This window comes from Bradyrhizobium sp. SZCCHNS3052 (assembly GCF_032484495.1).
Lineage (GTDB): Bacteria > Pseudomonadota > Alphaproteobacteria > Rhizobiales > Xanthobacteraceae > Bradyrhizobium.
The window spans coordinates 323,232-343,693 of sequence record NZ_JAUETB010000003.1 but is presented as its reverse complement, the minus strand read 5'-3'; the positions used below and the strand labels follow the sequence as shown (position 1 = coordinate 343,693).

Here is a 20,462-nt window from a genome sequence, read left to right as displayed (position 1 = left end):
TTTCTAGGTCAAGACCAAGTCGAGCACTGCGGTATAATGAAAGCCGGCGCCCAGCAACACGAAACCATGCCAGATCGCGTTCTGGAAGCGCAAGCGCCGCCACGAATGGAAGATGACGCCGAGGCTGTAGAGGATGCCGCCGGTGAGCACGAAGGCCAGGACCGAGGGCGGCATCACCGAGATCACCCGGTCGTACATCATGACGCCGCTCCAGCCGAGCGCGAGATACAGCCCGATCGAGAGCGCGTCGAAGCGGCCCGGCCAGCGCAGCTTCAGCACGATGCCGAAGATGGCGACGCCCCAGACCCCGAGCAGCAGCGCGGCCGAGAACACCGTATCCTTCAGGGCGGCGATGAACGGCGTATAGGTGGCTGCGATCAGCACATAGATGGCGGAGTGGTCGAAGCGGCGCAGCACCCATTTGGTCGGCGACACCGGCCACAGATTATAGGTTGCCGACAGCGTCAGCATCGAGAGCAGTCCCGCGACATAGATCGACACAACCACGATGTCGACGGCGCTAGCATAGATCGAGGTCAGCACGATGAGCACGGTTGCGGCGACCAGGCCGGCGGCGATGCCGACGACGTGGACGACGCCGTCCGCGATCATCTCGACCTTGTCGTAGTTCCAACGCATCGCGCCGGTGGCGGCATGGACGGAGGTCGAGGCGAGCTGCTTCAGTTGAAATACGGTCATGTCAGAACCTGGTGCCGGTTTTCCGGGACAATTGTGCCGGAAGGATTATGGTTTCCAGTGGTCAACGTTCCGTTCAAAGTCTGGTTCTATCCGGAAACGGGCCGGAATTGTGAGCTTGAATCCGGCGTTTTGCATCGCCACCTGTCAAAAATCGCTCACGCCCTTTTCAACTGGCGAATTCCCCTCCTCCCATGGTGACCTTTTCCGAACTCGTCGAGGAAGCGCGGCTCTCGGCCCGTGCCCTGCTCGATTATGGCGAGAGCTTCCTCAATCCGACCGTCCGCCTTGGCGTCACCGGGCTGTCGCGGGCCGGTAAGACCGTGTTCATCACGGCGCTGATCCACGACCTCGTTCGCGGCGGGCGCATGCCGGTGTTCGAGGCCTTGGCATCGGGCCGCATCGCCCGCGCATATCTGACGCCGCAACCCGACGACGGCGTGCCGCGCTTTGCCTATGAGAGCCACATGCGGGCGCTGGTCACCGAGCGACGCTGGCCGAGCTCGACCGTCGACATCAGCGAGCTCAGGCTGGTGATCGAATTCCAGCGCGCCAATGGCGCCGAGCGCACGCTCACGCTCGACATCGTCGACTATCCCGGCGAATGGCTGCTCGACCTGCCGCTGCTGAACAAGAGCTATGAGCAGTGGGCGCGGGAAAGCCTCGCGCTGTCGCGCAGCGAGCCGCGCGCGCATGTCGCCAAGGACTGGCACGCGCATCTGGCGACGCTCGCCCCCGAAGGCCGCGAGGACGAGTCGGCGACACTCGAGGCCGCACGGCTGTTCACCGACTACTTGCGTGCCTGCCGCGACGAGCGCTTCGCCATGAGCCTGCTGCCGCCCGGCCGCTTCCTGATGCCGGGGAATCTCGCGGGCTCGCCGGCGCTGACCTTCGCGCCGCTCGATGTCCCGGCCGACGGCCAGGCGCCCGCCGGCTCGCTATGGGCGATGATGGCGCGCCGCTACGAGTCCTACAAGGACATCGTTGTCAGGCCGTTCTTTCGCGACCATTTCGCCCGGCTCGATCGCCAGATCGTGCTGGTCGACGCGCTGGCGGCGTTCAATGCGGGCCCCGAGGCGCTGCACGATCTCGAGGCCGCGCTGACCGGCATTCTCGATTGCTTCCGCGTCGGACGCGGAAACATGCTGACGGCGCTGTTTCGGCCGCGCATCGACCGCATCCTGTTCGCGGCGACCAAGGCCGACCATCTGCATCACACCAGCCACGACCGGCTCGAAGCCGTGCTGCGGCGCGCGGTCAACCGCGCGGTGGCCCGAGCCGAGAGCACGGGCGCCGCAATCGACGTGGTGGCGCTGGCCGCCGTCAGGGCGACGCGCGAGGCGCTGGTCGCCCGCGGCCGCGACAAGCTGCCGTCGCTGCTTGGCACGCCGGCGGCCGGCGAAAGCGCCAATGGCGAGATCTTCGACGGCGACACCGAGGTGGCAACCTTTCCGGGCGAGCTGCCGGCCGATGCGGAGGAGCTGTTCAAGGGCGGCGCCTATCGCGGCCTGTCGAGCGCCGCCGCCGACGGCACCGACTTCCGCTTTCTTCGCTTCCGTCCGCCTTTGCTGGCCCCCGATCCTGGCGGCGAGCCCGCTTTGCCCCATATCCGCATGGACCGCGCCCTTCAGTTCCTGATCGGAGACCGGCTGCAATGAGCGAACGCGCCAAGCATCGTCGTCCCCAGACCTTCCGGCTCGATGATCCCGACGTCGTCGTGGTCGATGCCGAAGAGGCCGCCCGGCCGGGCCGCGGCACCATCCAGGTCACGCCAGAGGCTGATCCGGCGCAATTGCCGGTGCCGGTCGAGACCGTCCTGCCGGCGCGGCGCAGCTTCGGCTGGGGCGCACTTTTCTGGGGCTCGGTCGCAGGCCTCGTCCTGCTCGGCCTCGGCCTCGGCGTCGTCAGACTGATCGAGGATCTGTTCGCACGCAGCGAGGCCCTCGGCTATGTCGGCGCGGGGTTCGCGGCCGCAGCCGCGATCGCATTGGCGGCCGTCATTGCCCGAGAGACTTACGGGCTGGTGCGTCTCGCCACCATCGAGAAGCTGCACCAGCGCGCGGCCGCGGTGCTGCTGTCCGACGATCGCGCCGAGAGCCGCGAAGTGGTCGCCGAGCTGTTGCGGATCGCACATGCCAATCCCCGCCTGGCGCGTCCGCGTGCCGCGCTCGCCGGCCACGCCGACGACATCATCGACGGCGGCGACATGATCAAGCTTGCCGAGCGCGAGCTGATGGCGCCGCTCGACAGCGAGGCGCGGCGTCTGGTGTCGGTTGCGGCGCAACGGGTTTCCGTGGTCACGGCCGTGAGCCCGCGCGCGCTGATCGACGTGCTGTTCGTCTTCGTGGCAAGCTTGCGGATGATCCGGCAGCTCGCGCGGCTCTATGGCGGCCGTCCCGGCGCGCTTGGCATGATCAGCCTGTTGCGCCACGTCGTCGCGCATCTCGCCATCACCGGCGGCATGGCCGCGAGCGACAGCCTGATCCAGCAGGTGCTGGGCCATGGCATCGCGGCAAAACTGTCGCAGCGGCTCGGCGAAGGCGTGCTCAACGGACTGCTCACGGCGCGGCTCGGCCTCGCGGCCATCGACGTGACGCGGCCGATGCCGTTCGCCGCGCTGCCGCGGCCGGCGCTGGCGGATCTCGCCAAGGATCTGCTGCGCAAGCAGGACGACCAGTAATGAGGCTCAGGCCCGCGGCGTGGAATCGAGGGCGCCGGCGAGCCAGCGCCATTGGTACAATGGCGAGTCCGGTGGCGGCGCCAGTTCGGGAGTCCAGCCCGTCAGCCTGCCGAACGCGTAACTGTCCATGACGCGGCCGCGCCAGCTCCGCTCGACGTGTCCGAGCGGCTCGCGGTGCGCGGTCGTGTCCGCCAGCAGCGGGCCGGTATTGTCCGGCTCGCGCACGACATAGAGGCCGGCATGTCCTGCGATCAGGTCCATGCCAGGATCACGGAAGCCGATGAAGCGGGCCCGCTCGTTGATCTGGAGCACCGGCACGCGGCCGCGAAAGAACCACCGCATCATCGCATAGGTGCGATAGTCGGAGGTCGCGATCCAGGTCGCGCCGGTCTTTTGCAGCTCCTGCTCGACCCGCGCCGCCACCTGCTGATAGCCCGCCTCGGCGCCGATCGGATCGGCCCGCCCGAGAAAATTCCACGGCGCAACGACGTAGTAGAGAAAGATCAGGACCACCATGGCAATGCCGCTGACGACGGCGATCCGCGCCCAGCGCACGGTCGATCGGACGAACCAGGCGGACGCGCCGTCCTGCGGCAGCTTGACGATGTTGATCGCGACCGCCGCAAACCCGATCGGCCACATGAACATCGGCCAGGTGTCGCCGATCCGCAAGGTGAACGATTTCCAGAGGAAGTAGAGAAACGGCACCAGCACCGCCGTCGACAGCAGGATGGCGACCGGCTCACGCGTGCGATAGCCGCGCCAGGCCGTGAAACTCAGCGCCGACAATGTGACCGGCAGCAGGACGAAGCCGACCTGTCCGAACTGCAATCCGAGATAATCGCCAAGCGTCCGCAACGAAAACTCATGCGGCGCGGTGGCGCGAACGAACTGGAAGCGGAACGAGGCCCAGTCGTGCTGCGCGTTCCAGATCAGCACCGGCGAGAACAGGGCCAGCGCAATCAGTGCTCCGCACCATGGATAGGGACTGAGAAGCCAGCGGCTGCGCCATGCCGGAACGAGCAGGAACGCCGCCACGCCCGGCAGCAGCATGACCACCGTGAATTTGGACAACAGCGCCAGTCCGCCGAACAGTCCGGCGGCGAGCCACCAGCGTTCATCGCCGCTCTCGGCGAGGCGCACCAGCGCCCAGATCACCGCGAGTGCAAACGGGATCGCCGCGACGTCCGGCGCCACCTTGGCCATCAGCAGGCCATAGTAGAGCGCGGCCTCGGGCAGCAGCACCGCGAGGATCACGGCCCGCATATCGTGAGTGGTACGGCGAACGATGTCGGCGAGCAGGAGCTGCGTCACCCCCATCGCGAGGATGCCGGCAAAGCGAACGCCGAGATTGGTATCGCCGAACAGGGCAGTGCCCAGCCGGATGAACCAGGCGATCATGGGCGGATGATCGAGGAAGCAGAGCTGCAGCTCCTTCGACCAGGTCCAGTAATAGGCCTCGTCGGTGCGCAGATCGAGCGTCCCGGCATAGACGATGCGGATGATCGTCATGCTTGCGATCACGGCCGCAGCCATCAGCCACGCAGAGCGCGTGGATCGAGACTTTGGGCTGTCGATGCCTGGGGAAATGGCCGTCACGCGGTGCTTTTCCCCGACTCCACCGGGCGAGTCAACGTTCCCGCGCAGCTCGCGCCGCCGGATGACCGCCGCCACCAGCCCTCTAGGACAACAGGGAATAAATCTCTAGCATTGCGGCTCCAGATCATACGGGCCACATGACCATTTCGATTTACCATCGTTTGCGGTCGACCTGTCGCGGCATCGGTGTGCGGCAGGTGCGGCTGATCTGCGGCTTCATACTCTTCAGCTACCTGCTCAGTCATTTTCTCAACCATGCGCTCGGCAACATCTCGCTGCAGGCGCTCGCCGAGGGCGTGTCCTATCATGTGGCGTTCTGGCAGTTTCTTCCGATCGCCGTGCTGTTCTATGCGGCCGCTCTTACCCATGGCGGGCTCGGCGTATGGGCGCTTTATCAGCGCCGGCAATTCAGCCGCAACACGATGGAGCCGCTGCAACTTCTGCTCGGCCTAAGCATTCCGGCGCTGATCTTCAGCCACATCGCCGGCGTCCGCATCGGACAGACCCTGTACGGACAGGAGAAGCTGTACCCGCAGGTCCTGTACTCGTATTGGACCGGCCCATCCTGGCGGATCTGGTTGATGTCGGCAGCCCTGCTGACGTCATGGGCGCATGGCTGCATCGGGCTGCACTTCTGGCTGCGGCTCAAGCCGTTCTACAAGCGCGCAGCGCCGTGGCTGCTCGCCTGCGCCGTGCTGCTCCCGGCGCTGGCGCTGCTCGGCTTCTATCGTGGGGGCCGAGACGTCATCGCCGCCAACGCAACACCGCGGTGGCGCGCCGAAAATCTTTCATTAAGGCAGACCGGCACGCCATCTGAACAGGCGGTGCTGGAGACCATCATGAACGGCTTCTTGGTCGGCTATGGCGGCCTGATCGGCTTGGCGCTCGCCGCGCGCGGCGTGCGCGCGGTGCATGAGCGACGTGGCGGCATGGTCACGCTATCCTACAACAATGGCCGCTCCATCCGGGTGCCAAAGGGTTTGTCCGTGCTCGAGGCCAGTCTGCGCAACAACGTACCGCATGCCAGCATGTGCGGCGGCCGCGCACGTTGCTCGACCTGCCGCATCAGGGTGATCGGAGATCCCGGCGCGCTGCCGCCGCCCTCGCCTCGCGAGGCCTTCGTGCTCGCGCAGATCGGCGCGGCGGACCCGTCGGTCAGGCTGGCCTGCCAGTTGCGCCCCACCGGCGATCTTTCATTCTTCCAACTGTTCATGCCGAACCCGACACCCGGCGAGCGCGGCAGCTCGCGCGCCGGAATCGGGCAGGAGCGCTACCTCGTCAGCCTGTTCGTCGACATGCGTGGATCGACCGGCCTCGCTGAGAAACGGCTGCCGTTCGACGTGGTGTTCATCGTCAACCGCTTCCTCAGCGCCGTCTCCCAGGCCGTGCTGGCGAATGGCGGGCAGCCCAATCAGTTCGTCGGTGACGGTATGCTCGCGCTGTTCGGACTAGCCACCGATTCACATGTCGCCTGCGGCCAGGCGATCCAGGCGGCGCGTGACATCGCGGCCAATATCGCCGAGCTGAACGCGTTCCTCAGCCATGATCTGCATGACCCGATCCGCTTCGGCATCGGCATTCACGGCGGCGAGGTGATCGTGGGCGAGATCGGTTATCGCGACCACATGGTGTTCACCGCGCTGGGCGACGCCGTCAACGTCGCGTCACGACTGCAGGACATGACGAAGACCCTCGGCTGCCAGGTCATCATCTCGGACGAGGTCTACGCGCGGGCGCGACTCGGCTCCGACGTGCTGCCGGAGCGCGAGGTCGAGATTCGCGGCCGCGCCGAGCCGATGCGCGTCAGGACGGCCATGGACGCCGCTGAACTCGCGATGCTCTCGGACGAGGGGACGGCTGCGTGACGAGTTGCGTTGAACCTGTTTGCAGCCTGCGCTGTCATACCGAGAACGGTTGCAGCGGGTCCGCGGTGACTGGCGGAACGGTGGCACTGCGGTCAAAAGCCGCAAAGTCGCCACGATATCGATCATTTCGGGCCAAAACCGCCCGCTGTTTGCGCTATCACGCCTGTCACAACCGCAGTAGTCTCGAATTCCGGGCCTGACGGTTTGCGGGGACCGCGGCTCGTACTCGGATTGGTCCCGCGGAGGCGACGTATGGCTAAAGGTACGGTCAAGTGGTTCAACCCGACCAAGGGCTATGGCTTCATCCAGCCCGCGGCCGGGGGCAAGGACATTTTCGTTCACATCTCCGCAGTGCAGAAGGCCGGGCTGGCGACCCTCAACGAGGGCCAGACCATCGAGTACGACGAGATTGCCAACCGCGGCAGGAGTTCGGCCGAGAACCTGAAAGTGTAGCGGATCAATTGGCGCGCCATTCCGCCTCGCGGCTTTTCGGCGCGATCGTTTCCCTCACCAAACCAGCATGATTGTCGACACGTCGAAATAGACAGGAGCGGTGCCCGCTCCTGATCACATCTTTGCGTTTGTTTGTAGTTTCAGCTCCCTCCCCGCCATTGCCTCGCCCGCCCGACCCGGGTCAAATGCGCCTCGAACCGCGCCGTCAACGTAATTCCAGCGCGCGGAAACAAGCGACGGGAGCGACGCAACATGGACGACAAGGGCATTTTCCATGGCCTGAAGGTGCTGGACTGCGCGAGCTTCATCGCGGCCCCCGCAGCCGCCACCGTTCTTTCCGATTTCGGCGCTGACGTCATCAAGATCGAGCCGCCCGGCGCCGGCGATCCCTACCGCAACCTGCCGAACCTGCCGGGCTATCCGCGCAGCGAGCATAACTACGCGTGGTATCTCGAAGCCCGCAACAAGCGCAGCCTCGCACTCGACCTGTCGAAGCCGGAAGCGCAGACCGTGCTGCAACGGCTGGTAAGTGAAGCCGATGTCTTCATCACCAATTTCCCGCCGTCGGTCCGCGCCAAGCTCGGCCTCACCCACGAAAAGCTGGCGCCGCTCAATCCGCGGCTGATCTATGCGTCGTTCACTGGATATGGCGAGAAAGGCGAGGAAGCCGACAAACCCGGCTTCGACAGCAATGCCTATTGGGCGCGCTCCGGACTGATGGACCTGGTCCGTGCCGACGAGAGCACGACACCCGCCCGCTCCGTCGCCGGGATGGGCGACCACCCCTGCGCAATGGCGTTCTATGGCGCGATCGTCACGGCGCTTTACCAGCGCGAGAAGACCGGCAAGGGCTGCCACGTCGCCTCCAACCTGATGGCCAACGGGGTCTGGGCGGCCTCCGTGCTTGCTCAGGCCAAGCTTTGCGGCGCGACCTTCGTCGAGCGGCGGCCGCGCGAACGCGCGCTGAACGCAGTCGCCAATCACTACAAATGCCAGGACGGCCGCTGGATCATGCTGTCGCTCCTCAATGAGGAGAAGCAGTGGCCGATCCTCGCCCGCTGCCTCGGCCGAGAGGAGCTGATCGACGATCCGCGCTTCGTCACCAAGGCCGATCGTCACGCCCGCTCGGTCGAACTGATCCACGAGTTCGACGCGGTGTTCGCGACCAGGCCGCTGGCCGAATGGCGCCGGATCCTCGACGGCAGCGGGCTCGTGTTCGGGGTGGTCGGGATTCTCGACGACATTCCAAACGACAGGCAGATGATCGAGAACGAGGTGCTGGTGCCGTTCGAGAACGACACCATGCTGACGGTCAACAGCCCGATCTTCATCGACGGCCAGCGCAAGGTCACCCCGCGCAAGCCGCCCGGCATAGGCCAGCACAGCGACGAGATCCTGCGCAGCGCCGGCTTCGACGACGAGGCCATCCGCGACCTGCGCGCGCGCGGTGCGGTGGCCTGAGCTAGCGCGTCGCGATGAAGCACATGCCGAACCGCGTCGCCGGGCCGGTCTGACAGGACAGGTTCGCGGCGCAGGTCCAGGTCGAGAAGCTCTTGTCGTTGTCCGCGGCCGCGGCGTGGCTCGCGTAGCAATGCCCGCCCCAGCCGTCGTTGTAGACCGTGCCGGCGAGCTCATCGCTGCCGCGCAATTGCGGGCGGCTGGCGAAGCCGCGCGAGAAATCCGGAGTCCGCCCCTCGGCAAAGGCGGTGAGGATGTCGCGCCGGCGGACCTGGTCGCCGAAGAAGTGCGGCGAGCCCGGCACCACGACGGTGTTGGACGGCTTCTCCGCCATCCAGTCGACGCCGGGAAAGTGAAAGCCGCCGATGCCGCGGGTCTGATGGCAGCCGCCGCAGCTCGAATCGTTGAGGCGTCGCTCGAAGCCCGCGACCGACCGGATGTTCTGCAGCACGATGCCCTGCGCGGCCGCCTTCTCCAGCGCACCGACCACGTCGGCCTCGGTGAACACCGCGCCCTGCCCGGCCGCGCTCCCCTGCACCAGCCCGTAGGCCGGCAGCAGATCGGAATTGACGAATCCGACCGGGGTCGGCGCCACCGCAACCTTGGCCAGGAACTGCTCGGGGATCACCGCGGTGCCGCGGTCGAGCTCACCGAGATGGACGGGGTCGAGCAGCCAGGCCTTGAACTCGCGCGCCAGCGCGGCATCCGCCAGCAGCCGGTCGCGATCGACCTGATCCTCCAGCACCGCCTCCTCGAACGTCCCGCTCGCGGCCTGATAGTCGAACACCTTCATCATGTAGTCGGTGCGGAAATCGCGGATCGCCGATTTCGGCGCATGCGCGATCTGCAGGTTGGTCTCGATGCGATGGATGTTCTCCGACCTGATCAGCGCCAGCGGGCCGTCCGGCGCCGTCAGCTTCGCGGCAAGCTCAGGCCCGGTCAGTTGCAGATCGGACGTCGCCAGCCACCGCTTGGCGATCTCGGCACAACTCGGCGAATTGCTCTTGGCCTCCGCATCGCTGCGCGCCTTGAGCACGATGTTGAGCGTCATCGGCAGCCGCGGCGAGGCGACCTCGCCATCTTTGGCCTCGGGCGGCGTGGTCCGCGTCAGGCGGTACAGCAGCCGCACCTCGCCGCAATGGTCGGGATCGACGAAGGCGCGATCCATGCGATTGACGACGCCGGCCAGCACGAAGCGGGCATCGGGCGAATCGAGCACAGTGCGGTCGAACAGCTGGAACGCGTAGGACGTACCGATGCCGATGCTCTCGTTCGGCAACGTCGTCTTGTGCTTGTCGACGTAGCGGTCGAACTCCGTGTCGAGCGCCTTGCGTACGGGCATCATCGACGGCAGCGCAAACAACGCCGCGTCGGTCAGCGGCGCATCACTGGCGTGCGCAAGCATCTTCCCGAGGCCGAACGCGCCGTTGTCGAGCTCACGCAGCGCGAACGGCTCGAGGATGGCGGCGCCGCGCTCGACCGGCGGGCTCTCGTCCGCATGAGCGAGCGGGCCGCAGCACAGCATGACAAGGCCGAATACCGACAGTCGCAAGACGCGCCTCCTCACTTCCACGAACATGCAATTGAGGGCCTGCTAGTCCTCGAAGATAGCCGAAAGGCGGGCGGCTTCGGACAATTGTGCGACGAGGCGCCTCACGTCGCGGTGAGGCGCCTCGTCCAGATTCGTCTCCAAAAACAGATGGTCCGTCAGCGCGCGACGACAAGCCCCTTGGTGGTGACGACCACCCAGCGACCGTCCTGCTTGCGAATCGCGTCGACCTTGCCGAGGCCCGGCACGGGATCGCCGGCATAGACCTCGTAGAGGCCACCGCGGCCCTCGATCAGCGCGCCGCCACGACCGACGTCGCGCAGCACCCAGCCCTCGACGACCTTGGGCTTGGTGGCCTCCGTGCGGTTCGGCTCGGGGCGAGCGGTCTCCGCCCTGGCCGGCTCGGCCCGGCTCGCCTCTGCCCTTGCTGCTTCGGTCCTGGCTGCCTCGGTGGTCCTGGCCGCGTCGGCCCGGCTCGCCACGCCCGCGGGCGGCGCCGCCGCATTGATCGCCCCCACCGCCTGCGGCGCGGACGCGGCGCTGTCACGCGCGGGGGCTTGCGCGGTCGCGGACGCCTGCGCGGCGCGCAGCCGGTCCACGGCCTCGCTCAGACGCTGCAACTCGCTCGGCTTGGCCGACGATTTCGTCGACAGATCACCGAGGATCTTCTCGAGCCGGTCGAGACGCTCCGCGGACTTGTTGAGCTCGACGAGGCTCGTCTGATTGGTCTGGTCGAGGCTCGCCTTCAGCGCGGCGACATCATTGTCGATTCGCGCCACGGTCGCGCCAAGCGTGGAATCCGCAGCCTCGCCGGCCGTCGCATCGGCCGCGTCGCCGCCGCCGGAGCGCGTGACGAATTTGGCCGTGACCAGACCACCGGCAACGCCGCCGACAACCATCGACAGCAGCAGGATCGCAGCCATGGCCGGTAGGCCGAGCCTGCCGTTCACGGCATGCGGCGGCGGGGTCTGGCCCGGCTGCGGAGGTGGCAGCGTCGCTCCCGCAGCGGCCGTGCTGGCCGCCGTTGCGGCAGCGGCCGCCGGCTTGGACGCCGCATTGAACTTGAAGGGCTCGGTCTTGAACTTCGCTTTGGCCCAGGCCGCGGCCTTGTCGACCGCGGCAAAAGCACCCGCCCTGGTCGCCGGTCCGGCATCCGCCTGGACTGGCGTGACCGGGCGCGTCGCGGACGCCCCGGGTTTGGCCGCGGATGCCTGCTTGGCAACGGGCTCCGACTTGGCATCCGGTTTGGCATCCGACTTGGCAACAGTCTCCGGCTTGGCAGCCGGCTCAGGCCGAACGACGGCTTCTGTCTTGGTGGCAGCCACCGACTTGATCGGCGCGTCCGGCTTGATGGCCGTCTCCGGCTTCGGCGCGGCCGCTGCCATCGGGCCGACTTTCGGCGCATTGGCCGCGAGCATCGACAGCTTCGGTGTCTCGACCTTGAGGAGTTCACCGGCCGCAGCCGTCTTGATCGGGTCCGACTTGACCGGCTCCGTCCTGATCAGATCCAAGATCGTCGAGGGAGGTTTCGCAGCACTCGAGGCCACTGCGGCTTCGACTTTGCCCGGCGCCGCAACGTTGCCCCCCACCGCCTGGGGCTTGGTCAGCTCCGGCTTGACCTTGTCGGATTTGCCCTTGTCGGACTTGACCAGGTCGAGCCGCGCGGGCTCGGGTTTGGCTCGCTCCGGCTTCACCGCTTCGATCTTGGAGGGCTCGATTTTTTCCTGCTCGGCCGTGAGGGTTTCGACCTTGACCTGCTCGGGCTTGACCGGCTCGACCTTGGTCGTCCCGATCTCGGTGTCGGCTATCACCTCGGTCTTGATCTCGGACTGGCTGGCCTCCGGCTGTGGCTCGGGCGCGGTCACCGCTTCCACGATCTTCGCCTTCGGGTCGATGCCCGGACGGTCAGCCGCCGGCGCTTCGTGATCCGGCGCGATCATGGGCGGGGCGACGGTCGCGATCGCAGGCACGGCCAGATCGACTGCATCGGGGACTGCGGATGTCTTCGGCATCGGGTCGACACTCGCACTGGCCTTGCCAGTGGTACCGGCCACGCCAAGGCTGGCCCGTTCGGGCTTTTGGTCGCTCACGTTCAGAGTCTCCGCATGACGTTGAGCACTTGGTAACCTTAGTTAGCGTTCGATTGATTGCCAAAATCTTACTTTTGGAAGGCTTACCTGAGTTTTAGGGATTCATACGGGGCGGATTTGCGCCGACAAAGTGGAGCAGATGTGGCGGACGTTGCCCGATTATTCAGCTCTGGCGGACGCGCCCGGGGGCAGCAAGCTCGATCGGCACGCGGCGCAGCGCGGTCGACGCGGCGTCAAACGGAGCCGCTCTCGCGGCGCGATTGCGCCCGAGCTTTGCCGATCATTCCCTCCTCGTCAGTCGGAGGGCGCAGGGAAGGCCGGGTGCCGACTGGCACCCGTGGCCCCCGTGCGGAAAGATTGCACGGGGCAGGAACCACAGGTTCAGCCGGAGCGACCCGGCCTTCCCTGCGCGATGGTGTTACGGCTGCTTCGTAGTCTCCCCGGTGCGCCGGGCTTTCTGGTCACCGTCATCCGCACGAGGCGAAGCCTGCATGCGAACTTGGCATCGGCGTCGGGATGCCAGGACCCTACGACTTGACCGTCCGTACCTCGCTTGCTCGCCGGCCCGCTCGCGCAGAGCCCCAAGCCTGATACGGCCACCGCTCCCCGCTGCTACGCCTCGTGACGATCGGCCGAGCCGCCCCTCCTCATCGCGAACGGGATGGCCGGGATCATCGTCGTGATTTGCCCGACGCTGCAAGGCGGCACACATGCGACAAACTGGCTCGACGGGCAGTTGGCGCATGGACGGATTGCCGGAATTGCCCGTCGGGTGGGTGGGCGATGGGCGACTGCAGGCTCGCGAATGTTGTAGTCCTGCAATGCAATCGACAGATGGAAGGCATGAACCGTCAGCGAAATCACCTCCGGCCGAAGCGGCAACCACCGATTGCATAATGTCCCGTGCAGCCCGCCGTTTTCGATGAACGCTCTGGTTGCTTTCGTAGACTAATACTCTGCGTTCGGGCTATTTTTCATTTCCAGCATTTCAAGGGGAGCGCTCATGCGAAAGCTCATTTCTTCGATCGGATTTTTGTGCGCCGCGTTTTTGATCCTTGCCTCGCCAGAGGCTCACGCGCAGGCGACGCGGACCTGGGTGTCCGGCGTCGGCGACGACGTCAACCCGTGCAGCCGCACGGCGCCCTGCAAGACCTTCGCCGGAGCGATCTCGAAGACCGCCGCGGGCGGTGAGATCGACGTGCTCGATCCCGGCGGCTACGGCGCCGTCACGATCACCAAATCGATCACGATCGACGGCGGGGGGACGATGGCCTCGATCCTGGCATCGGCGACCAACGGCATCAACGTGAATGCCGGCGCCAACGACGTCATCATCCTGCGCAATTTGAGCATCAACGGCGCCGGCACGACCCTCGGCCTCAATGGCGTCAATTTCCTGGCCGGCCGAAAGCTCGTCGTCGAGAACTGTACCTTCGAGAACTTCTCGCAAAGCGCGATCTCGGTCGCGCCGACCGGTGCGGCCCAGGTGGTGATCGCGGACTCCTCGCTCAAGGCGTCCGCGTTCGGCGTCACGGTCTCGACCGCGAATTCGAGCAGCGCGATCAGCGTGCTCGTCTCGAACACCAAGGCCATCGAAAATGGCAATGCCGGGATATCCGCCACGGTCCCGGCCGGAAAGCCGGGGATGGGCGTGTTTCTCGACCGGCTGACCTCCGAGTTCAACAACACCGGCGTTCTGGCGAGCGGCAGCGGCGCCATCGTGACGTTGGGAAATTCCGTCATCCAGGGCAATTCCAACGGCGTCGTCCAGACCGGCGGCGGCTCCGTCTCGTCCTTCAAGAACAACGCAATCAGCAACAACGGCGTCGACGGCACGCCGCTCACGGGGATCAGCCTGAACTAGCGACGCCGCCGCGGGAAACCCGGCATTTGGCGAGCTGCGCCTGCCGGACAACGTGCAATCACATCAGTGAGGTCCCGTTGCCGGCGGGACCTCGCTCGATTGCGTCAATGCTGGCGCTCAAACGCCGGTGGCGGCCGCGTGCTGGGCCGCCATCTCGGCATCCGCGGCGGTGACGCGCTGGAACGCCGGACGCTGGGTGATGCGCTCGGCGTAACGCGCGAACACGTCCTTGCGCGGCACGACGCCGAACATCATGGTCCAGTTGAAGGCGACGCCCCACAACACGTCGGCGGCGGTCATGCGCTCGCCGAGGAGATACGGCCCCTTGGCGAGCTGCTGCTCCAGCGCGCCCAGCATCGTATCGTAGTCGGCATAGGGTGACTGCGTGATCGGGGCCGGTTCGCGCTTCATGAAATGGTCGATCACGGCGGGCTCGAACGACGCACCGTAATAGGCGATCCAGCGCAGATAGGGCCCGCGCAGGGCATCGTCGAGCGCCGGCGTCAGGCCCGCTTGCGGAAACAGATCGGCGAGATAGATGAAGATCGCGACCTGCTCGGTCACGATCTGGCCGCGATGTCCGATCGTCGGCACCTTGCCGAGCGGATTGACGGCCAGGAACTCCGGCTTGCGCTGCTCGCCCGCCTTCATGTTGAGGACATGCAGATCGTAGGGCGCGCCCAGCTCCTCGAGCAGGACGCGGGTGCCGGCGGCGCGGGTCTGCGGCGAGTAATACAGCGTGATCTTGTCGTCGGCGGTCATGATGGTGTCCTCCCATTGCCGGCTGCGGTGCTGGCTTGTCGCACACCATACCTGACAAGGTGTGTCAGGTATGTTTAAAGAAGGGCATGCGCGCGAGCCGGCTGCTCTCCATCCTCACCACCTTGCAGGCCAAGGGACAGGTCACGGCGCCCGAACTCGCAGGCGCCTGCGAGGTCTCGGTGCGCACGATCTATCGCGACATCGACGCGCTCGCCGCGGCGGGCATCCCGGTCTATGCCGAGCGCGGCGCCGAAGGCGGATTCCGCCTGCTCGACGGCTATCGCGTGCGGCTGAACGGGCTGTCGCCGACGGAAACCGACGCACTGTTCATGGCGGGCCTGCCGGGCCCCGCCGCCGCGCTCGGGCTCGATGGCGCGATGAGCGCGGCGCAGACCAAGCTGGTGGCGGCACTGCCGCAAAGCCTGCGCGCCAATGCCGGCCGCATGCAGGCGCGCTTCCATCTCGACGCGCCTGGCTGGTTCGGCGAGTCCGAGGAGCCGACGCATCTGCGCGCCATTGCCGACGCCCTGCTCCGCGACGTCATGGTCGACGTCCGCTATCAGACCTGGCGCGCCGAGAAGCGCCGCCGCGTCGCGCCGCTCGGCCTCGTGCTGAAGGGCGGCAATTGGTATCTCGCCGGGCAGGTCGAGCGCAGCGTGCGCACCTATCGCGTCGCGCGCATTCTCGACTGTGCCGTGACCGACGAGTGCTTCGCGCGACCTGCAGACTTTGACCTCGCCGCCTATTGGCGCGCCGCGACGGAGCGGCTGGAGGCGGAGCTGCATCCGAAGCAGGCGACGGTGCGCCTGTCAGCGCTCGGTGTGAAGCTGCTGGAGGTGTGGAGCCAGCCTTACGTGCGCGCCCGCACGCGCCTCGCCGACGACACCGATGCCGATGGCTGGCGCATCGTGACGATCCCGATCGGAACGACGCTGTGGCATGCCGCCGGCGAGCTGCTGCGCTTCGGGCCCGAGGCCGAGGTGCTCGACCCGCCCGAGCTGCGTGCGAAAATGGCCGAGCTGGCGCGGGCGATGGCGGAACGCTACGGCGCATGAGCTGCGACGGCGTGAGTTGCGGACGTATTTTCCATCCGTGTCATTGGCGAGAGGGGTGCGCGCTCACGTCCAGCCAGGATGAGCGCGACCGGCAAGTGAGCGCGACCCGTATGATCGGAGCTAAAGCACCACTGGTGTGTCGGGCAGCTCGTTGGGATCGCCGGCATGCGGCGGGTAGTGCCTGGCGAGCTCGCGTGACACCGCGGCAATGCCATCGACCACGCCCCGCTCAAAGCGGCCTGCGCGAAACTCCGCTTCCATCGCGCGGCAGATCGTCTCCCAGCCTTCGGCGCCGACATGTCGATGAATGCCGCGATCGGCGATGATCTCGACGTCGCGATCGGCCAAGAGCAGGTAGATCAGGACGCCATTGTTGTGCGCGGTGTCCCAGATCCGCAGGTTGGAAAAGATGTCCAGCGCGCGCTCGCGCGGCGGCTGGTCGCGCCACAACGGCCGGCCGTCGAGCGCGCCCTCGACGACGAAGCGAAGCTGGCCGGCATGGGTGCGCTCGCCGTCCTTGATCGCCTGCTCGATGCGTGCCAGCACAGCCGGCGTGAAGATGCGCTTCAGCTGCCAGTGATGATGCAGGAGATGCCGGCCGATCCGCCTGATGCTCATGGTCGCGCGCCTCGTCCTCACCAGTTGCCCGAGGCGCCGCCGCCACCAAAACTGCCGCCGCCGCCCGAGAAGCTGCCGCTGTCGCTCGAGCTGCCGCTGCTCCAGCCGCCGGATGACGAGCCGCTCGACCAGCCGCTGCCGCGGCGCCCGCCCGACGTCGGCATCGACGAGGACAAGCCGCCGGCGATGAAGGCAATGACGATGCCGGCCACGCTGGACAGCAGCGCAAGCGTGATCGATCCCACGAGCACCCAGGTCAGAATCCCCAGCGCGCCGCCGGTCGCAAGCGAACCCAGCAGCCGCCCGAACAAGGCCCGCAGCACGCCACCAATAAAGATCGCACCGAAGAAGGCGACAGGTGCGAACGAGGAGATGGTGTCGATATCAAGATCCGTGCCGTGCGAGGCCTGCGGCTGCGGCACCGGCAGACTCTCGCCATTGATCACGCCGATGATGCGGTCGACGCCGGCGTCGATGCCGCCGGCGAAATCGCCGCTGCGAAATCTTGGCGTGATGACCTCGTCGATGATGCGCCGCGCGGTGACGTCGGTGAGGCTGCCTTCGAGGCCGTAGCCGACCTCGATGCGCAGCTTGCGGTCGTTCTTGGCGATCACCAGCAGCGCGCCGTCGTCGACCTTCTTGCGCCCGATCTTCCAGGCCTCGGCGACGCGGAGCGAAAACTGCTCGATGGTCTCCGGCTGCGTCGTCGGCACGATCAGCACCGCGACCTGGCTCCCCTTGCGGGTTTCCAGGTCCTTCAGCTTCTGCGTGAGGCCTGCGATGTCCGAGGAGGACAGCGTGCCGGTCTGGTCGACGACGCGGCCGGTGAGCTGCGGCACCGCGACGTCCGCCAGCACGATCGTCGCGAGGCAGACCAACAGCGTCGCAAGCAGCGCCTTGAGGACGGGCAGCGCGCGCACGATTCCCTGCTCCGGCTATTTCGACGGAGCAGGCGACGGCGCGTTGAAATCGACCTTCGGCGCGACCGATATCTCGCGCTCGTTCTCGACGGTGAAGTTGGCCTTTTCCTTGTAGCCGAAGACCATCGCGGTCAGGTTGTTCGGGAAGGTGCGGATGCCGACGTTGTACTCCTGCACCGCCTTGATGTAGCGGTTGCGCGCCACCGTGATGCGGTTCTCGGTGCCTTCGAGCTGGGACATCAGGTCGCGGAACAGCGCGTCCGATTTGAGCTGGGGGTAATTCTCGGTGACGACCAGCAGCCGCGACAATGCTCCGGTCAGTTCGCTCTGCGCCGCCTGGAACTTCTGCAGCGCCGCGGGATCGTTGACGACGTCGGGCGTGGCCTGCACGCTGCCGACCTTGGCGCGGGCGTTGGTGACGCCGAGCAGCACGTCCTTCTCCTGCTGGGCAAAGCCCTTCACGCTGTTGACCAGGTTGGGCACGAGGTCGGCGCGGCGTTGATACTGGTTGACGACCTCGGACCAAGCCGCCTTGACCTGCTCGTCATTGGTCTGGATGGCGTTGTAGCCGCAATTGGTCAGGCTCAGCGTCATCAGTGCCGCCAGCACGGTCAGCAATCTCCGCATCGCGCGTCCCCCTCTTCATCCGGTTGTACCGCCTTCACACAGCACAGCTTTGGCGACGGCGCAATGACGGCAGCCGGCCGCCGGACATGGGTCGCGGCGGCCGGTGCGTCGGTTCAGGGAGGTTCCGGGTCTGCCGCGGATGCGGGTCATTCGCGCGGAATGACCGGCGGAGAGAGGCAATGTCGTCTTTGCAGCGGGACTCGCGGCTGGATGAATGGGCCTGCGCCAACCACACACTCCGGCATTCCGGGGCATCCGCGCGCCCCGGACGACACCATAGGCGCTTACGCTCAACTGCCCTTGCGGTCGCGTAGCTGGGTCACGAACATGTCCTGCCAGCTCGCCGGCTTGACCTTGATCGAGCCGACGCCGTGCATGAACTCGGCGATCTTCAGCACGCCCTCCGGCGTCGACGAGAACCAGGTGTCCTTGTCCTGCAGCATCTCCAGCACGTCCTCCTTGGTGGTCTTCACCTTGGCGGTGCGGGCATAGATCTCGGCTGCGGCAGCCTTGTCGTTGGCGATCAGCGTGCAGGCCTCGTCGAGCGCATCGAGGAACGCCTGCACGACCTTGGGATTGGCGTCGACGAAGCGCTTGGGCGCGAACACCACGTCCATCGTCATCCGTCCGAGCACGTCGGCGGAATTGGCAACGCGGCGAATCTTCGAATCCTTCAGCTCGATGTAGGAGAACGGCGGCGAGGTGAAATGCGCCGTGATCTCGGTCTTGCCCGAGGTGAGCGCCGCCAGCGCCTCCGGATGCGGCAGGCCGACGGTCATCGGATCGAGCTTGGCGTAGTTCTCCTTGCCGAACTCCTGCGCCGCCATCATCTGCAGCATGACCGCCGAAAGCGAGGTCTTGATGCCCGGCAGGGCGATCTTGTCGCTCGGCTTGAAATCCTTCAGCGACTTGATCTCAGGATTGTTGGTGTTCATCCACAGCGAGGTCGAGCTGAGGCCGCTGACGCCGACCACCTCCACCGCCGGAATGCCCTTGGCCTTGGCCCACAGCGTGATGAAGCCGGGCGCGCCGGTGCCGGCGATGTCGAGCGAGCCGGCCATCATCGCGTCGTTGATGATGTTGCCGCCGTCGAGCATCTGCCAGTTCACCTTGAACGGACCGAGCCCGGCCTTCTCCGCCTGCTTCTCCATCAGCTTCTGATCCTCCATCACGATCAGCGGCAGATAGAGGATGCCGTAGCCCTTGGAGAGCCTGATCTCCTTGACCTCGGCCTGCGAAGCGCCGGTGGCGCCGAGCAGCGCGGTGAGGCCGAGCGCGGCGGCCGTGAATGATTTGCTCCAGGACATGGTCGTCTCCTTCCCTGTTGTTGTGCTTATAACTCGAAATTCAGTGCTGCATGCCCCAGCGCCGCACCGTCTTGCGCTCGATGGTCGCGAACACGACGTTCTCGACGACGAGGCCGATGAAGATCACGGTGAACAGGCCGGCGAAGACGTTGGCCGTCTCCAACTGGTTGCGGTTCTCGAAGATGAACCAGCCGAGGCCGCCGGAACCCGAGGATACGCCGAACACCAGCTCGGCCGCGATCAGGGTGCGCCAGGCGAAGGCCCAGCCCACCTTCAGGCCGGTGAGGATGGCCGGAAATGCGGCGGGGATCAGGATGAAGCGCACCAGCTTCAACCCGCGCAGGCCGTAGTTCAGGCCGACCATGCGCAAGGTGTTCGACACCGAGCGGAAGCCGGAATGGGTGTTGAGCGCGATCGCCCACAACACCGAATGCACCAGCACGAAGATGATGCTGCCCTTGCCGAGGCCGAACCAGATCAGCGCCAGCGGCAGCAATGCGATCGCCGGCAGCGGATTGAACATCGAGGTCAGCGCCTCCAGCATGTCGGCGCCGATCCGCGAGCCGATCGCGATCGTGGTCAGCACGGCCGCCAGCGCGATGCCGATGCCGTAGCCGATCAGCAGCGTCTCCAGCGACACGAGGGTGCGCGCAGGGATGATGCCGTTGCCGATGTTCTCGAAGAAGGCTGAGAGCGTGTCGGTGAAGGTCGGAAACAGCAGGGGATTGCCGAGCCACAGGCCATAGGCCTGCCACAGCGCGGCCAACGCCACCAGGATGATGGCCTTGCGGACCGCACCGACGTGGTAGATGCGTTCCAGCCAGGACAGGCTCGCCTCGACCTTGACGTCGCCGAGGGGCGTGTCTGCATTGACGATTTCGGGGCGCAGCGCCAGCGTCTCGCTCATGGATGCTCTCCT

The 20,462-nt window shown here is 66.3% G+C and carries 17 protein-coding genes; 7 read left to right on the top strand and 10 right to left on the bottom strand.

Going from position 1 to position 20,462, the window contains the following annotated elements:
- Window positions 1-3 precede the first annotated feature (3 nt).
- Window positions 4-699, bottom strand: coding sequence for a PAQR family membrane homeostasis protein TrhA (trhA, locus tag QX073_RS13125; RefSeq protein ID WP_315752653.1), 696 nt, complete (start codon window positions 697-699; stop codon window positions 4-6).
- 191 nt (window positions 700-890) lie between these two features.
- On the opposite strand from trhA, the gene QX073_RS13120 reads away from it, so the two are divergent.
- On the top strand, window positions 891-2,354 hold the full coding sequence (locus QX073_RS13120; protein WP_315826058.1) for a YcjX family protein: 1,464 nt from the start codon (window positions 891-893) through the stop codon (window positions 2,352-2,354).
- The gene (locus tag QX073_RS13115) at window positions 2,351-3,376 is read left to right on the top strand and encodes a TIGR01620 family protein (RefSeq protein WP_315752651.1); all 1,026 of its coding nucleotides are present in this window, start codon (window positions 2,351-2,353) and stop codon (window positions 3,374-3,376) included. The genes QX073_RS13120 and QX073_RS13115 overlap by 4 nt, the downstream gene beginning before the upstream one ends.
- 6 nt (window positions 3,377-3,382) lie before the next feature.
- On the opposite strand, the gene QX073_RS13110 is transcribed toward QX073_RS13115, so the two are convergent.
- Window positions 3,383-4,888 carry a glycosyltransferase family 39 protein gene (locus QX073_RS13110; RefSeq protein ID WP_315752650.1) on the bottom strand — a complete coding sequence of 502 codons (1,506 nt, stop codon included), beginning with the start codon at window positions 4,886-4,888 and terminating at the stop codon, window positions 3,383-3,385.
- 224 nt (window positions 4,889-5,112) lie between these two features.
- Here QX073_RS13110 and QX073_RS13105 point away from each other — a divergent pair, with 224 nt between their 5' ends.
- From QX073_RS13105 to QX073_RS13095, 3 genes are all read left to right on the top strand, one after another.
- Window positions 5,113-6,840, top strand: a complete 1,728-nt coding sequence (locus QX073_RS13105) for an adenylate/guanylate cyclase domain-containing protein (RefSeq protein ID WP_315752649.1) — start codon at window positions 5,113-5,115, stop codon at window positions 6,838-6,840.
- 252 nt (window positions 6,841-7,092) lie between these two features.
- The gene (locus tag QX073_RS13100; protein WP_315713975.1) at window positions 7,093-7,293 is read left to right on the top strand and encodes a cold-shock protein; all 201 of its coding nucleotides are present in this window, start codon (window positions 7,093-7,095) and stop codon (window positions 7,291-7,293) included.
- 252 nt (window positions 7,294-7,545) lie between these two features.
- A complete protein-coding gene (locus QX073_RS13095) occupies window positions 7,546-8,754 on the top strand; it encodes a CoA transferase (RefSeq protein WP_315713974.1) in 1,209 nt (402 codons plus the stop codon).
- A 1-nt stretch (window position 8,755) separates the two neighbouring features.
- On the opposite strand, the gene QX073_RS13090 is transcribed toward QX073_RS13095, so the two are convergent.
- Window positions 8,756-10,330, bottom strand: coding sequence for a hypothetical protein (locus QX073_RS13090; protein WP_409977922.1), 1,575 nt, complete (start codon window positions 10,328-10,330; stop codon window positions 8,756-8,758).
- Window positions 10,331-10,458: 128 nt separating this feature from the next.
- Window positions 10,459-12,390, bottom strand: coding sequence for a hypothetical protein (locus QX073_RS13085; protein WP_316225856.1), 1,932 nt, complete (start codon window positions 12,388-12,390; stop codon window positions 10,459-10,461).
- Between the two features lie 1,003 nt (window positions 12,391-13,393).
- Here QX073_RS13085 and QX073_RS13080 point away from each other — a divergent pair.
- Window positions 13,394-14,254: a hypothetical protein gene (locus QX073_RS13080; RefSeq protein ID WP_315826053.1), complete on the top strand. Its 861-nt coding sequence runs from the start codon at window positions 13,394-13,396 to the stop codon at window positions 14,252-14,254.
- A gap of 117 nt (window positions 14,255-14,371) precedes the next feature.
- Here QX073_RS13080 and QX073_RS13075 read toward each other — a convergent pair whose 3' ends face one another.
- Complete coding sequence (locus tag QX073_RS13075; protein ID WP_316225855.1) at window positions 14,372-15,016, bottom strand: glutathione S-transferase family protein; 645 nt, start codon at window positions 15,014-15,016, stop codon at window positions 14,372-14,374.
- 86 nt (window positions 15,017-15,102) lie between these two features.
- Between QX073_RS13075 and QX073_RS13070 the strand changes: the two genes are divergently transcribed.
- Window positions 15,103-16,071: a YafY family protein gene (locus QX073_RS13070; RefSeq protein WP_315826052.1), complete on the top strand. Its 969-nt coding sequence runs from the start codon at window positions 15,103-15,105 to the stop codon at window positions 16,069-16,071.
- A gap of 120 nt (window positions 16,072-16,191) precedes the next feature.
- On the opposite strand, the gene QX073_RS13065 is transcribed toward QX073_RS13070, so the two are convergent.
- The 5 genes from QX073_RS13065 to QX073_RS13045 form a co-directional block, all read right to left on the bottom strand.
- Entirely contained in the window at window positions 16,192-16,689 is a 498-nt protein-coding gene (locus QX073_RS13065; protein WP_315713968.1) for a TPM domain-containing protein, read from the bottom strand.
- Between the two features lie 17 nt (window positions 16,690-16,706).
- A complete protein-coding gene (locus tag QX073_RS13060; protein ID WP_315713967.1) occupies window positions 16,707-17,609 on the bottom strand; it encodes a YgcG family protein in 903 nt (300 codons plus the stop codon).
- 15 nt (window positions 17,610-17,624) lie between these two features.
- A complete protein-coding gene (locus QX073_RS13055; protein WP_315713966.1) occupies window positions 17,625-18,236 on the bottom strand; it encodes a LemA family protein in 612 nt (203 codons plus the stop codon).
- 290 nt (window positions 18,237-18,526) lie between these two features.
- The gene (locus tag QX073_RS13050; RefSeq protein WP_315713965.1) at window positions 18,527-19,543 is read right to left on the bottom strand and encodes an ABC transporter substrate-binding protein; all 1,017 of its coding nucleotides are present in this window, start codon (window positions 19,541-19,543) and stop codon (window positions 18,527-18,529) included.
- Between the two features lie 40 nt (window positions 19,544-19,583).
- Window positions 19,584-20,450 carry an ABC transporter permease gene (locus tag QX073_RS13045; protein WP_316169448.1) on the bottom strand — a complete coding sequence of 289 codons (867 nt, stop codon included), beginning with the start codon at window positions 20,448-20,450 and terminating at the stop codon, window positions 19,584-19,586.
- Between the last annotated feature and the right edge of the window lie 12 nt (window positions 20,451-20,462).